General features: G+C 70.8%; 11 protein-coding genes. 4 read left to right on the top strand and 7 right to left on the bottom strand.

Translation table 11 applies throughout. The features are described 5' to 3' along the window. The 4 genes from ACX28W_RS08605 to rsmH form a co-directional block, all read right to left on the bottom strand. Positions 1-1656 (bottom strand): UDP-N-acetylmuramoyl-L-alanyl-D-glutamate--2,6-diaminopimelate ligase, encoded by a 1656-nt coding sequence (locus ACX28W_RS08605; protein ID WP_458998151.1) that lies wholly within the window; start codon positions 1654-1656, stop codon positions 1-3. Between the two features lie 71 nt (positions 1657-1727). After that, entirely contained in the window at positions 1728-3683 is a 1956-nt protein-coding gene (locus tag ACX28W_RS08600) for a peptidoglycan D,D-transpeptidase FtsI family protein (protein WP_458998228.1), read from the bottom strand. A 5-nt stretch (positions 3684-3688) separates the two neighbouring features. Next, complete coding sequence (locus ACX28W_RS08595; RefSeq protein ID WP_458998150.1) at positions 3689-4276, bottom strand: hypothetical protein; 588 nt, start codon at positions 4274-4276, stop codon at positions 3689-3691. Between the two features lie 512 nt (positions 4277-4788). Next, the gene (gene rsmH / locus ACX28W_RS08590; protein ID WP_458998149.1) at positions 4789-5745 is read right to left on the bottom strand and encodes a 16S rRNA (cytosine(1402)-N(4))-methyltransferase RsmH; all 957 of its coding nucleotides are present in this window, start codon (positions 5743-5745) and stop codon (positions 4789-4791) included. 436 nt (positions 5746-6181) lie between these two features. Here rsmH and ACX28W_RS08585 point away from each other — a divergent pair, with 436 nt between their 5' ends. The 4 genes from ACX28W_RS08585 (at position 6182) to ACX28W_RS08570 (ending at position 11811) form a co-directional block, all read left to right on the top strand. Beyond that, complete coding sequence (locus tag ACX28W_RS08585; RefSeq protein WP_458998148.1) at positions 6182-6745, top strand: beta-class carbonic anhydrase; 564 nt, start codon at positions 6182-6184, stop codon at positions 6743-6745. 262 nt (positions 6746-7007) lie between these two features. Then, the gene (locus ACX28W_RS08580) at positions 7008-8045 is read left to right on the top strand and encodes an AAA family ATPase (protein WP_458998147.1); all 1038 of its coding nucleotides are present in this window, start codon (positions 7008-7010) and stop codon (positions 8043-8045) included. Beyond that, positions 8045-9406 (top strand): DUF58 domain-containing protein, encoded by a 1362-nt coding sequence (locus ACX28W_RS08575; RefSeq protein ID WP_458998146.1) that lies wholly within the window; start codon positions 8045-8047, stop codon positions 9404-9406. Before ACX28W_RS08580 ends, ACX28W_RS08575 begins: the two co-directional genes overlap by 1 nt. Then, positions 9403-11811, top strand: a complete 2409-nt coding sequence (locus ACX28W_RS08570; RefSeq protein ID WP_458998145.1) for a transglutaminase TgpA family protein — start codon at positions 9403-9405, stop codon at positions 11809-11811. The genes ACX28W_RS08575 and ACX28W_RS08570 overlap by 4 nt, the downstream gene beginning before the upstream one ends. Before the next feature lie 288 nt (positions 11812-12099). On the opposite strand, the gene ACX28W_RS08565 is transcribed toward ACX28W_RS08570, so the two are convergent. The 3 genes from ACX28W_RS08565 to ACX28W_RS08555 all read right to left on the bottom strand — a co-directional run bounded on the left by ACX28W_RS08565 (position 12100) and on the right by ACX28W_RS08555 (position 14373). Further along, a complete protein-coding gene (locus ACX28W_RS08565; RefSeq protein ID WP_458998144.1) occupies positions 12100-12498 on the bottom strand; it encodes a DUF3040 domain-containing protein in 399 nt (132 codons plus the stop codon). Positions 12499-12775: 277 nt separating this feature from the next. Continuing rightward, the gene (locus ACX28W_RS08560; RefSeq protein ID WP_458998143.1) at positions 12776-13546 is read right to left on the bottom strand and encodes a methyltransferase; all 771 of its coding nucleotides are present in this window, start codon (positions 13544-13546) and stop codon (positions 12776-12778) included. Between the two features lie 266 nt (positions 13547-13812). Further along, positions 13813-14373, bottom strand: coding sequence for an SAV_6107 family HEPN domain-containing protein (locus tag ACX28W_RS08555; protein ID WP_458998142.1), 561 nt, complete (start codon positions 14371-14373; stop codon positions 13813-13815). Positions 14374-14490: the final 117 nt, after the last annotated feature.

Genomic DNA, 14490 nt, shown 5'->3' with positions numbered 1-14490 from the left:
TCATCCCTGAGTCTTCTGGATAGCTTCGCGAAGCACTTGGCGGTCGTCGAAGGGACGCACCACCCCGGCGATGTCCTGGCCCTGCTCGTGGCCCTTGCCCGCGACCAGCACGGTGTCGCCGGGCCGTGCGCGGGCGACGGCGGCGGCGATGGCGGCGGCCCGGTCCTCGAAGACCTGGACCTCACCGCGCTCGTACGCGGGCACCTCGGCGGCTCCCGCGAGCATCGTGGCGAGGATCGCGAGGGGGTCTTCGGAGCGGGGGTTGTCGGAGGTCAGTACGGCGGTGTCGGCGAGGCGGGCCACCGCCGCGCCCATGGGCATCCGCTTGGTCCTGTCGCGGTCGCCGCCGCAGCCGAGCACGACATGCAACTTGCCCTCGGTGACCTTACGCAGTGCGCGCAGGACCGACTCGACGGCGTCCGTCTTGTGGGCGTAGTCGACGACCGCGAGGTAGGGCTGGCCCGCGTCCACGCGCTCCAGTCTGCCCGGGACACCCGGCACCGCGGCGATGCCGTCGGCGGCGGTCTGCGGGTCGATCCTGGCGGCGGCGAGGGCGACGATCGCGGCGAGGGTGTTCGCCACGTTGAAGGGGCCGGCGAGCGGCGACCTGGCGGTGATCCGCTCGCTCTGGGGGCCGACCACGACGAAGGCCGAGTCCATCGGGCCGACCTCGACGTCCTCGGCACGCCAGTCGGCGTCCGGGTGGCCCTCGGCGGAGAAGGTGATGACGGGGACGGCGGCCTCCTTGGCCAGCCGGCGTCCGTACTCGTCGTCGAGGTTGATGACGCCGAGTTTGCTGCGTTCACGGGTGAACAGCCGTGCCTTGGCCCGGAAGTAGTCCTCCATGTCGGAGTGGAACTCCATGTGCTCCGGGCTGAGGTTGTTGAAGACAGCAATGTCGAAGACGCAGCCGTCGACCCGGCCGAGCATCAGCGCATGGCTGGAAACCTCCATCGCGACCGCCTCGACACCCCGCTCGCGCATGACCGCGAACAGTGCCTGGAGATCGGTGGCTTCGGGGGTCGTGCGCTCCGACTTGATGCGCTCGTCGCCGATGCGCATCTCCACGGTGCCGATCAGCCCGGTGCTGCGGACCGTCTTCAGACCGCCCTCGACGAGGTAGGCCGTCGTGGTCTTGCCGGACGTGCCGGTGATGCCGATCTGGAGCAGATCGCGCCCGGGGTGACCGTAGATCGTGGCCGCCAGCTCGCCCATCCGTCCGCGCGGGTCGTCCACGACGAGGACGGGCAGGCCGGTGGCGACGGCACGTTCGGCGCCGGTCGGGTCGGTCAGCACGGCGACCGCGCCGAGACCGGCCGCCTGGGTCACGAAGTCGGCGCCGTGCAGGCGGGCTCCGGGCAGCGCGGCGTAGAGGTCCCCGGGGCGCACGGCGCGGGAGTCGTGGGTGATGCCCGTGACCTCCGCAGTCGACGCCGGGGCGGTGGCACCCAGCTGATCGGCGAGCTCCGCGAGGGGTGTGGCGGAGTTCTGAGCCGGCCGCGGCGGCCCTGGATATGTCACAGGAACGCCCTTCTGGGTGGTTTGGGACTGATCAGCGTGTGGCACGGCGGTGAGCGTACCGGGCGCACCCCCGCCCGAGCGAAGCGAGGGGCGTGGCGGGCCGTGGTTCCCGGAATCCGGGGTGATCGTTGTCACGAGCTGGTTCCTGGTCCATTGGTGCGTGCGTGGTGCGTGCGGCTGTGCGTAGGGCTGTGCTTCCTGTCCGATCAGGGCGTGAAGGTGACGGGCAGATTCGCGGCCCCGGCCCCCGTGGGCGGGACCTGGAGGGTCTTGAGGGCGAACTCCATGACCTGCTTGTAGATGGGCCCGCAGATCTGGCCGCCGAAATAGCCGCCCTGGGTGGCGTTCTGGATCGCGCAGTAGACGGTGATCCGGGGGTTGTCCGCGGGTGCGAATCCGGCGAACGACGATGTGTAGCCGTGGTACTTGCCGGTGGCCGGATCCACGCGGTTGGCCGTACCTGTCTTGCCCGCGACCCGGTAGCCGGGGATGCGCGCCTTGGTGCCGGTGCCCTCCTCGTCGTCCACGACGGACTCCAGCATCTGGGCGAGGGTCTTGGCCGTCTTCTCACTCACCACCCTGGTCTTCTTGGGCTGGGCGGCCGGAGCGAAGCGGCCGTCGGGTCCCCTCGTCCCGCGTACCAGTGTCGGCTCGACGCGCACGCCGCCGTTGGCGATCGTCGAGTAGACGGAGGCGGCCTGCATCGCGTTGATGGACACGCCCTGGCCGAAAGGAATCGTGTACTGCTGCGAGGTCGACCACTTGTCGGGGGACGCGAGGATGCCCTTCGTCTCACCGGGGAAGCCGAGTCCGGTGTAGCTGCCGATGCCGAACTTGCGCAGATACGAGTAGAGGACCTGGTTGGCCTCCTTCTGCGTCTTGCCGAGCTGGCCGACCGCCAGGATGGTGCCGATGTTGCTGGATTTGGCGAGCACGCCGTTGAGCGTCAGGTTCCAGGTCGGGTGGTCGATGTCGTCCTGGAAGAGCCGGTCGCCGCGGTGCAGCCGGTTGGGCACGACCACGTGCGTCCCGGGCGTGGCGGCGTTCTCCTCCAGCACGGCGGCCATCGACATGACCTTGGCGGTGGAGCCGGGCTCGTACGCGTCCTGGATGGCCGCGTTGCCGAGGGCCGCCGAGTCGGCCTGGGAGAGGTCGTTGGGGTCGAAGCCCGGCGAGTTGGCCATGGCGAGGATCTCGCCGGTCCTGGAGTCCTGCACGATCACGTACCCGCGGTCCGCCTTGGACTTCTTCACCTGCTCGGTGATGGCGTTCTGGGCGGCCCACTGGATGTCGCGGTCGATGGTCAGCTCGACGTCCGAGCCGGCCACGGCGGGCGTCTCGGTGGAGCCCGCGGTCGGCACCTGGAGGCCGCCGGACTGGGCGTAACGGATCTTGCCGTCCTTGCCTGCGAGCTCCTTGTCCAGCTCCTGCTCGACTCCGCCGCCGCCCTTGCCTTCGGCGTTGACCCAGCCGAGTATCCCGGCGGCGAGATCACCGTTCGGATACACGCGCTTGCTCGCGGGGACCGCGAGGACGCCCGCGAGGAAGTTGACCGTGCTCGCTTCGGTCCCCGCCTTGGCCGCGAGCGTGGTCTTCAGGTCCTTGATCTGCTTCCAGACCTGGGGGGTCTGGCGGTGCGCGAGCAGGGTGTAGCGGGTGTTCTTCGTCCGCAGCTTCTTGGCGACCGCGTCCACGCTCTGACCGAGGATCGGCCCGAGCAGCGCCGCGGCCTGCTCGGGCGCGTCGCCCACCTTCGTCGCCGTGCGCGTGAACATCGTGGGGTCGGCTGTGATGTCGTACGCGTCCACGCTCGACGCCAGCTCAACGCCGTTACGGTCCGTGATCTGACCGCGGGTGGCGGCCAGCGTGCGGCCGACGTACCGGTTCTGGTCGGCCTTCGCGGTGTACGTGCTCGCGTCCACGGCCTGCACCTGGAGCAGCCGTACGACGAAGGCGATCATCACCAGCGTCAGCGCGAGGCTGACCATGCGGAGCCGGGGCCGGGGGCTGCCGAGCCTGAGGACCTGCGGGCCGCCGGGCCGGGGCGGCGTGCCCGGCCGGCGTACGGGGCGGGCGCCTGGGCCCGGACGCCGCTGATTGCCGGGGCGTACGGGCCTGGCGGGTCCGGGCACACGGCGGCGCGGCGGTTCCCTGTCGGACACTTCCGTCACCTGCCGAGGGTTGTGGAGGGCTGTACGGACGGGGTGGGGGTGAGGTGGGGTGTGCGATTGGGGGCGGGGGTGAGGGCGGGGGGCTGCGTGGCGGACGTGGGGGTGACCGCGGCGGGGGTGTTCGTGGCCGCCCCCGTCGAGGTCGGAGCTGGGCTCACCGCCTGCATGGGGGCGATGACCTCGGGCGGGCGCACCACCGATTTATGCGCGGAGGACTGTTGCGTGGCCTCTCCTGGGACGCCCTTGACCGTGCCGTCCGGGTTGAGGAACGCCGGGTCGCCGCCCGGAACCATGCCCAACTCGCGGGCACGGCGCTGGAGGGCGTCGGGGGCGGAGTAGGCGTCCACGTCCCGCTGCAGCCCCTGTTCCTCGTCGGTGAGGCTCGTGGCGTCCTTCTGCAGGTCGTCCAGGCGGAAGGAGCCCTCGCTGAGCGCGGAGTTCAGCACGAGGAGGCCGATGAGGCCGCCGCCGAGCAGGAGCACGACGAGCAGGACGAAGGGGGTGCGGGCGGCTTGGCCACCGCCGGCGGGGAGGAGGCGGGCGAGCCGGGCGGCTCGGCCCCTGAGTTCGGGTTTCCTACTCACGGGCCCTCCCTGCGGGTTTGCCTTCTCGACTCACGATCGCGCCGTGAGTCTGCCTTCCCGACTCGCTGCCGCGCTGCGAGTTTGCCTTCTCGACTCGCGGTTGCCGCGCGGGGTTGTCTTCCCGATTCACCGTCGCCGTGCGGGTTTGTTTTTCCAACTCGCCGACACTGTGCAGGTTTGCCTCCCCGACTGACCGACGACAGGAGGGTTTGAATTCCCCACCCGCCGATGTCCGGAAAGTCCGGGTTCCCCGTCCGGACCCCTCCGCGAGTCCGGATCCCCCACGTGGACCCGCGCGTGAGTCCAGATCCCCAACCCGCAACATTGCGGAAGCTTGAACCCTCACCCCACAACCTCGATCGAGTTTGGAACCTCGACCCTCGGCCCGTCCGAGTTTGGAACCTCGACCAGTTTGGAACCTCGACCCGCGGCCCGTCCGCGGTGGGGAACCTCGACCCTCGGCCCGCGCGAGTTGGGATTTCCGACTCACTCGCTGCCCCCCTCCCCGCGCCTCACACGGCGTCCTCTCGGATGCGCTGCGCCCCGCGCAGCCGCGCGGGAGCCGCTCGCCGGTTCTCGGCGACCTCTTCCTCCGTGGGAAGTTCGGCACCGCGGGTGAGCAGCTTGAGCCGGGGCTGGTAGCGCTCGGGCACGACCGGCAGTCCGGGCGGAGCGGTGGTGGCGGCGCCGGCCGCGAACACCTGCTTGACCAACCGGTCCTCGAGCGAGTGGTACGAGAGGACCGCGATCCGGCCCCCGACGGCGAGCGCCTTCACGGCCGCGGGAATCGCCCGCTCCAGGACGGTGAGCTCGCCGTTGACCTCGATGCGCAGCGCCTGGAAGGTGCGCTTGGCGGGGTTGCCGCCGGTGCGCTTGGCGGCCTGCGGCAGAGAGTCGCGGATCAACTCGACGAGCCGCGCGCTGTTACTGAAGGGCTCCTTCGCGCGTTCGCGCACGATGGCGGAGACGATCCGCTTGGCCTGCTTCTCCTCGCCGTACGCCCGCAGGATCCGCACCAGTTCGCCCGGCGGGTAGGTGTTCAGCACCTCGGCCGCGCTGATGCCGGTGGTCTGGTCCATGCGCATGTCGAGCGGGGCGTCCTGCGCGTACGCGAACCCGCGGTCCGCCTCGTCGAGTTGCATGGAGGAGACGCCGAGGTCGAACAGGACACCTTGGACGCGGGGGAGGCCCAAGCGGTCGAGTACGTCGGGCAGTTCGTCGTAAACGGCGTGCACAAGGGTGGCGCGGTCACCGAAGGGAGCGAGCCGTTCTCCGGAGAGGCGCAGCGCTTCCTTGTCGCGGTCGAGGGCCACAAGACGGGCTTCGGGGAACCGGGCGAGGAGCGCCTCGCTGTGGCCGCCGAGCCCGAGGGTGCAGTCGACGACGACGGCTCCCGGCTCGGTGAGGGCCGGGGCCAACATGTCCAGGCACCGCTGGAGCATCACCGGGACGTGTCGACTCTGGCTCAAGGGGCCCTCTCAGGTCCGGCGCGGCCGTACGCACCACCGGGTCCCCACCCGCTCGAGAAGGGGAGGCCTGCTGGCGCCGGGTGAGTGGCGTCAGCCGACCGGGAGCGGGAGGAGGCCGAGCCGTACGTACGCGCCGCGCACGCGGGGAAGACGCCGGAAAATCGCCGGGTCTCCGGGGGAAAACTGTCCAGCAGGGAGAGTCTCACCTCCCGCTTCGCGTCACTTTAGTCCACCGTGTCTCGGGGTCAATCAATCGGCATGCGCGTCGCGGACCACACCTCGACGAACCCCTGGACGAAGCCCTGGGTCAGCAAAAATCAGCCATATGGATACCCTCGCACTGCCCGTGTGGGTTACCTCACAACAAGACGCGATGATGTTCTTTGTCCACTCTCACAGCAGGACTCCTTCGAGCGTGACCAGTACCGTCATAGGTATGACGACTTCTGCATCCGTTCCCACAGAGCCCGAAGGCGCCATAACCACCAACGGCAGATCCCCCGGCGGCACGGTGACCGACCGCCTCGTCGACGCGAACCATCAGTACGCCGCCGCGTTCGCCGACCCCGGGATGGATGCCCGTCCCGTGCTGCACGTGGCGGTGGTCGCGTGCATGGACGCCCGGCTCGACCTGCACGCCGCGCTCGGCCTGGAGCTGGGCGACTGCCACACCATCCGCAACGCGGGCGGCGTCGTCACCGACGACGTGATCCGCTCCCTCACCATCAGCCAGCGCGCGCTCGGCACCCGCAGTGTCGTGCTCATCCACCACACCGGGTGCGGCCTGGAGTCGCTCACCGAGGACTTCCGGCACGACCTGGAGATGGAGGTCGGCCAGCGTCCCGCCTGGGCGGTCGAAGCCTTCCGGGACGTCGAACAGGACGTACGGCAGTCGATGCAGCGCGTGCGCACCTCCCCGTTCCTTCTGCACACGGACGACGTGCGCGGCTTCGTCTTCGACGTGACGACGGGTCTGCTGCGCGAGATCGACCCCGCCTGACCGCTCCGCGGGCCCCCGCGGGGACTCCCCGGGGCCCTCGTGGCACTCTCTCTTCACGAAAAACCCCGACCTTCCGGCTCCCAAAAGGCCGTAAGACCTGACATATCGCAGCCAGTTATCCACAGGCGGATGACACGAACCGGTAACGGCAACAAGAATGCGGGTGTGGCGTCACGGGGAACTTTTCCCGAGTGGTGTCCGTGTTTCGGGGTGGGCCGGTCCGCACAGGGCGTCGGCCCGAGAAAGGGCCGAGGAGGGCCGGGTGACGACCTATGACGATCGAGCGAGCCTTACAGATCTGACCGCCACTGTGGAGCGTGTCCGCAGTTCGGTGGAAGGAGTGATCGAAGGCAAGCCTGAGGTCGTACGGCTTTCGCTGACCGTGCTGCTGGCCGAGGGGCATCTTCTGATCGAGGATGTGCCGGGCGTCGGCAAGACCATGCTCGCCAAGGCGCTGGCGCGGTCCATCGACTGCTCAGTGCGGCGTATTCAGTTCACGCCCGACTTGCTGCCCTCGGACATCACCGGGGTGTCCATCTGGGACCAGCAGCGCCGGGACTTCGAGTTCAAGCCGGGTGCGATCTTCGCGCAGATCGTGATCGGCGACGAGATCAACCGCGCCTCGCCCAAGACGCAGTCCGCGCTCCTGGAGTCGATGGAGGAGCGCCAGGTCACCATCGACGGTCAGACCTACGAACTGCCCAGCCCCTTCATGGTGGTGGCCACGCAGAACCCGGTCGAGATGGAGGGCACGTACCCGCTGCCGGAGGCCCAGCGCGACCGCTTCATGGCCCGCGTCTCCATCGGCTACCCCAGTGCGGACGCCGAATTGCAGATGCTGGACATCCACGGCGGGGTCTCCCCGCTGGACGACCTCCAGCCGGTGGCGCACGCGCACGAGATCGTGAAGCTGATCGACGCCGTCCGCACGGTCCACGTCGCGGACACGGTTCGGCGGTACGCGGTGGATCTGGTCGCCGCCACCCGCACCCACCCCGACCTCAGACTCGGCGCCTCGCCGCGTGCCACGCTGCACCTGCTGCGCGCGGCCAAGGCCTCCGCGGCGCTCAGCGGCCGGGAGTACGCGCTGCCGGACGACATCCAGGCACTCGCCGTGGCGGTCCTGGCCCACCGTCTGCTCCCCACGGCCCAGGCGCAGTTGAACCGTCGTACGGCCGAGCAGGTCGTCGAGGAGATCCTGCAGCGCACCCCCCTGCCTGCGGCGCCCCAGCAGCAGGCCGGCTTCACGATGGGCCGCGGGGCGCCCACGTACGGCCAGCAGCCGCCCCGGAGGCTGTGATGACGTCCGGGGGGACGAGCGACGCCGAGGAGGACAAGGGCGGGTTGCGCACCGCGCTCGCCGGTCTCACCACGCGCGGACGCTCCTTCCTGGCCGCCGGAGTCGCGGCGGCGATATGCGCGTATGTCCTGGGGCAGAGCGATCTGCTCCGGGTCGGGCTGCTGCTCGCCGTACTGCCGCTGGTCTGCACAACCGTGCTGTACCGCACCCGCTACCGGGTCGCGGGCAGCCGCAGGCTCTCTCCCGCGCGCGTGCCCGCCGGTTCCGAAGCCCGGGTCCATCTCCGGATGGACAACGTCTCACGGCTGCCCACCGGACTGCTGATGCTCCAGGACCGGGTGCCGTACGTGCTCGGCCCGCGACCCCGGTTCGTCCTGGACCGGGTGGAGGCGGGCGGCCGTCGAGAGGTGTCCTACCGGGTGCGCTCGGACCTGCGCGGCCGGTATCCGCTGGGGCCGCTGCAGCTGCGGCTCACGGACCCCTTCGGAATGTGCGAGCTGACCCGTTCCTTCTCGACGTACGACACCCTGACGGTCGTCCCGCGCGTGGAACCGCTGCCGCCGGTGCGGCTGAGCGGCGAGGCGAAGGGGTACGGCGACGGGCGGCAGCGCTCGCTCGCGCTGGCCGGCGAGGACGACATCATCCCGCGCGGGTATCGCTACGGCGACGATCTGCGCCGGGTGCACTGGCGCCTGACCGCGCGCTACGGCGAGCTGATGGTCCGTCGCGAGGAGCAGCCACAGCGCTCCCGCTGCACGGTGCTGCTCGACACCCGGGGCCTCGCCTACGCCGGCGCGGGCCCGGACTCGGCCTTCGAGTGGGCCGTCTCGGGCACGGCGTCGGCGCTGGTGCACATGCTCGAGCGGGGCTTTTCAGTAAGGCTGTTGACGGACGACGGCAGTTCGGTGCCCGGCGAGGGGGCCGACGGATTCGCGGGCGCGAGCCAGCAGTCGGCGGACGCGGCCGGGCTGATGATGGACACGCTCGCGGTCATCGACCACTCGGACGGCACCGGACTCTCGCGCGCGTACGACGTGCTGCGCGGTGGGAACGAGGGGCTGCTGATCGCCTTTCTCGGTGACCTGGACGAGGAGCAGGCGACGGTGCTCGCCAAGATGCGTCAGCGCAGCGGCGGAGCCGTCGCCTTCCTGCTGGACAGCGAGACATGGGTGCGGGAACCGACCGACGTCCCCGGCCCGTTGGACAAGAGCGAGGATCGACTGCGCATGCTGCGCGAGGCGGGCTGGACCGCCGTGATGGTGCCACGGGGGGCGGGGCTCGCCGACCTGTGGCGGCAGGCGGACCGGCAGCGCACGGACGTCGCGTCGACGGGGAGTACAGCAGGGGGTGGAGGCTCATGAGCGGGCGCGCGCGACTGACGCTGTGCTCGGCGGCGGCCACGCTGACGGCGGCGTGCGCGCTGCTGCCGCTGGTCGACCCGGTGACCTGGGTCTTCCAGGCGGCTTTCCTGCTGGCGGTGCAGTCCGGTGTGGGCGCGCTGACCCGGCGGGTTCCGCTGGCCCGACCGCTGACCGTGGCGGTGCAGGCACTGGTGACGCTGCTGCTGTTGACGCTGGTCTTCGCCAGGCAACAGGCCGTCCTCGGGATCATCCCGGGGCCCGAGGTGTTCAACCAGTTCGGGGTGCTGCTGCAGGCCGGCACGGACGACGTCGGGCGGTTCGCCATACCGGCACCGCTGTCCGACGGCATCCGGCTGATGCTGGTCGGCGGTGTCCTGGTGATCGGGCTAGCGGTGGACGCGCTCGCGGTGACGTTCCGCAGTGCGGCCCCCGCGGGACTCCCGCTGCTCGCGCTGTACTCGGTCGCCGCGGGACTGTCGGACGGCGGCGCCGCTTGGCTCTGCTTCCTGCTCGCGGCGGCCGGTTATCTGACGCTCCTCCTGGCGGAGGGCCGCGACCGGCTGTCGCAATGGGGCCGCGTCTTCGGTGGCGCGCCCCACGCGCAGGGGCAGCAGGATCCCGCGGCGGGGGCGGTCGCGCCCGTCCGCACGGGACGGCGCATCGGCGCGGTCGCCCTGGGCGTCGCCCTGGTGGTGCCGCTCGGTCTGCCCGCACTCGACGGCGGCCTGCTGGACGGCGCGGGCACGGGCGTCGGCTCGGGCTCCGGGGGCGGCGGCACGATCTCCGCGGTGAACCCGCTGGTCTCGCTCCGCGACAGTCTGAACGTGGACGAGGACCGCCAGGTCATGTCCTACCGCACCAACACCGACGACACCCAGGACATGTATCTGCGGATCGTGTCGCTGGACGAGTTCGACGGCACGGCGTGGAAGCCGGCCCAGCGGCACATCGAGGACGTGCCGGACAGACTTCCGCCGCCGATCGGCCTCGGGGCCGACGTCCAGCGCAGTGAGATCCAGACCAGAATCTCGGCTGCGGACTGGTATGCGCAGGACTGGCTGCCGATGCCCTATCCCGCGAGCCGGGTGAGCATCGAGGGCAGTTGGCGGTACGAGCCGGTGGGGCGCACGCTGGTCGGTGACCACGGCCAGAACACGCGCGGCGTGCGGTACGGCGTGACGAGCCTGATCGTCCAGCCGACCGCGGAACAGCTCGCGAACGCGCCGGAGCCGTCGGCAGACCTGAAGCGCGAGTTCACGAAGGTGCCCGAGTCGCTGCCGTCGTTGGTGGCGGAGACCGCGCGGGAGGTCACCGAAGGCTCGGCCAATCGCTACGAGCAGGCGGTCAAACTCCAGGACTTCTTCGCCGTGACCGGTGGATTCACCTATGACACCCAAGTGCAGGTCGGCAGCGGTTCGGCCGCGATCGCGCGCTTCCTGAAGGACAGGGAGGGCTTCTGCGTCCACTTCTCCTTCGCCATGGCCGCGATGGCCCGCACGCTGGGGATACCGGCCCGGGTCGCGGTGGGATTCACGCCCGGCTCTCCGCAGGCGGACGGTTCGATGTCCGTGATGCTGCGGGACGCGCACGCCTGGCCCGAGCTGTACTTCGAGGGGGTGGGCTGGACCCGCTTCGAGCCGACCCCGAACCGGGGCTCGGTGCCCGAGTACACCCAGACGGAAACCCCCGGCCTCGACGCGCCGACCGTGCCGAGGCCGTCGACATCGACGTCCGCGGTGCCCTCCACCGCACCGTCGGCCGGCGACGACTGCAAGGCTCAAGGGCAGGAGCCAGACGCGTGCGCGAGCGAGTCCGCGCTGGCCACGGTGGGCTCCAAGGACGACGGCACACCGTGGTTCCAGATCCTGGGGCTGGCTCTGGCGGGACTCGTGGTGCTGGCGGTGCCGTTGCTGCCGATGCTGTGGCGAATACGGGTCCGGTCCGTGCGGCTCGGTGCGCACGGCCGAAGTGAGGCGGACTCGGCGGCGTACACACTGGCGGCCTGGCTGGAAGTGACCGATACGGCGTGGGACTACGGGATCGTGCCGGACGAGTCCCAGACGCCGCGCAAAGCCGCCGCACGGATCGTGCGGCTCGGGCTCCTCGATGCGGAGGCGTCGGGGGCGGTGCACCGGATGGCCGCGGCGGTGGAGCAAGTGCTCTACGCTCCGCATCCCCGCCCGACGGCAGGTCTCACGGAAGACGCCCACCGTGTCGCGGACGCCCTCCGCGCGCCGGCGAGCCGCGCCGCCCGCCTCCGCGCGCTCCTCGCTCCCCGCTCAGCCGTCAGAGTGGCCTGGACGGCGTCGGACCGCTGGGCGACCCTGACGGCTCGCCTGGCTGCCCGCAGGGAGTCCCTGCTGCGGCGGCGTCCTTCCGGGCGGCCTTCGGGGCAGAGCGGCTGACGTCGGTGCCCGTGGTGTGGGCCTGTATCCCGGTCGGCCGGGATGCAGGCCCACACGGATGCGCCGACACTGCTGCCCTGGGCTGCTGCCCGGGACTGCTGTGCGCGCCCTCCCCGAGCTTGCGGCTGAGCGAAGAGCTCGGCGCGATCGGGCAGGTACCTCTTCGCCGTTGGCGGCACGCAAGCTCACCACTTCGGCGCGACTGCTTCAGGGCGTGCGTGAGGGGGTGTCCACTCTGTCGGTGGACACCCCCTCACGCGATGTCTTTGGGCTATGGGTGCCCGGAGGCTAGTGCCCGCCCTGTTCGTCTCGGCGGCGCTGCCAGCGTTCCTCGATGCGGTCCATCATGGAGCGGCGCTGTCGGCGCGCGGCAGGTGCGCCGGATGCACCGGGCGTGGCCGGCTGTTCACCCGGCTTGGGAGCCTTGCGCCATCCGGTGACGGCTAGCACCGCGCAGCCCAGCATGACGAGAAAACCCACCACGCTCACCCAGATCTGCTGGGCGACCATTCCGGCCATGAGGAGCGCGATACCCACCAGAAAACCCGCGACCGCCTGGTAGACCCGTCGCCGGGTGTACGTACGCAGCCCGCTTCCCTCAAGCGCTGTCGCGAACTTGGGATCTTCGGCGTACAGCGCTCGCTCCATCTGCTCGAGCATTCGCTGCTCGTGCTCCGAGAGCGGCACGGCGTCCTCCTCATCGTGCAGTCGCCGGGGCGACCGGGGGTCCCCTTAAGGATAGGCAGGGAATCGCCCCCGTGAAACCCGCCCCTCTGCGCCAATTCGCCAACCGGGACCCGCCATGGCCGCCCCGATCCACTGAGGCGTGCATTCCCCAGAGGACGGTCCGTCATGCCGGACGGTCTCCCTCGATCATACGGCGCCGAGCGCCCGATCGGGGGGCCTGTGGCGTACTCCATCTGCCGTCCCGCCCCTGATCAGGGGGCGCACCACGGGAGACGGCTCAGCTCCCGTCGGCCCCCCGCGTCTCACCGAGCACATGAAGCTGCGTGGCCACGGAGTGGAACGTGGCCAGTTCGGCGGCCGCCTCCTCCAGCTTCAGCAGGGCTTCCAGGGCCCCCGGCTCGGTGTCGACGAGGACGCCGGGGACCAGGTCCGCGAAGATCCGTACGCCGTGCACGGCGCCGACCCGCAGGCCCGCGCCCTCGACGAGTGCCGTGAGCTGTTCCGCGGTGAAGCGGCGGGGCACGGGATCACCCTCACCCCAGCGTCCGTCCGGGTCGTCGAGTGCGTGCTTGGCTTCCTTGAAGTGCCCGGCGAGGGCGCGGGCCAGCACGGCTCCGCCCAGACCGGCGGCGAGGAGGCTGAGGACACCCTCGGGGCGCAGCGCGTCCACCACGTTGCGCACACCGTCGGCCGGGTCGTCCACGTACTCGAGGACTCCGTGGCACAGCACCACGTCGTAGCCGCCGCGCTCGACGACGTCGAAGAGGCCGTGCGCATCACCCTGGACGCCGTTCACGCGGTCGGCGACACCGGCCTCGGCGGCCCGGCGCTCCAGCGCGAACAACGCGTTCGGGCTGGGGTCGACGACGGTGACCCGGTGGCCGAGGCGGGCCACGGGCACCGCGAAGTTTCCACTGCCGCCCCCGGTGTCGAGGACGTCCAGGGACTCCCGCCCCGTGGCCTTGACCCGGCGGTCGAGGGCGTCCTTGAGGACCTCCCAGACCACGGCGGTACGGAGAGAAGCGCGGGGGCGCATCGGGTCCGACACGGCAGTTGACTCCTCGGCGCGGCACCGCCTCTTGCACGGCGGAGCGATCGGGGGGCCTCCCGGTGGGAGGCTTCAGGCGCCTCCACCCTATTGCCTCCGCAGTCGTACCCGATCCCCCGTCTCACGCGGCGGATCGGGTGATGAGCGGCTGGTGAGCAGGTGATGAGCAGACGGCGGGCAGGCGGTCGGCGGATGACGGATGACGGATGACGGGCAGATGGTCGGCGCATGGTCAGCGGTACGGCGGTCCGCGGCCGCGGTGCCGCTCAGCCCGCGTCCGGTATCTCCTGATCCGCGTCCGGGACTTCCGGGGCCGTGTCCGGGCGGGGCTGGGGCAGCACGGGCTGCAGCACCAGCATCCGCTCGACGAGACGCAGGAACATCGCCACGTCGCGTATCAGGTCGTCGGCGTCGCGGCTGCCTGCGGCGCCCCGGATGCCCGCCTCGGCACGGGCACGGCGGGTGGCTCCGGAGGCGAACAAAGCGCTCCACTCGGCGAGTTCGGGCGCGATTTCGGGTAGCACTTCCCAGGCGCTGCGGATGCGGGCTCGGCGTCGGGGCGTGGGCTCCGGGCGTCCCCGCGCGGCGAGGACGGCGGCTGCGGTGCGCAGGGCGGCCAAGTGCGCCGTCGCGTACCGCTCGTTGGGGGTTTCGAGGGTGGTCGCCTCGTCGAGTCCGGCGCGGGCCTGGGCGAGCAGGTCGAGGGCGGCGGGCGGAGCCGTGGCCCGGCGGAGCACGGGGTGCACATCGCTCGCCGGGCCGTTCAGTGAGGGGGCAGGGCCGGTGGCGCGACGCCGTTGGGCGGCGGCTGCGGAAGAGGTGGCCATGACGAACCTCCTGTCGTCTGTGTGACGGCACTGTGGCCGTATGTGCCCATCGTGCGGTATGCCACTGACAATCCGTTCTGACCTGGGCTTTTGCTTCGATCACAGGTTCGGGTAGGC

The organism is Streptomyces sp. SD15 (assembly GCF_054462255.1).
The sequence above is the reverse complement of the archived record's forward strand: the minus strand, read 5'-3'. Positions and strand labels throughout refer to the sequence as shown.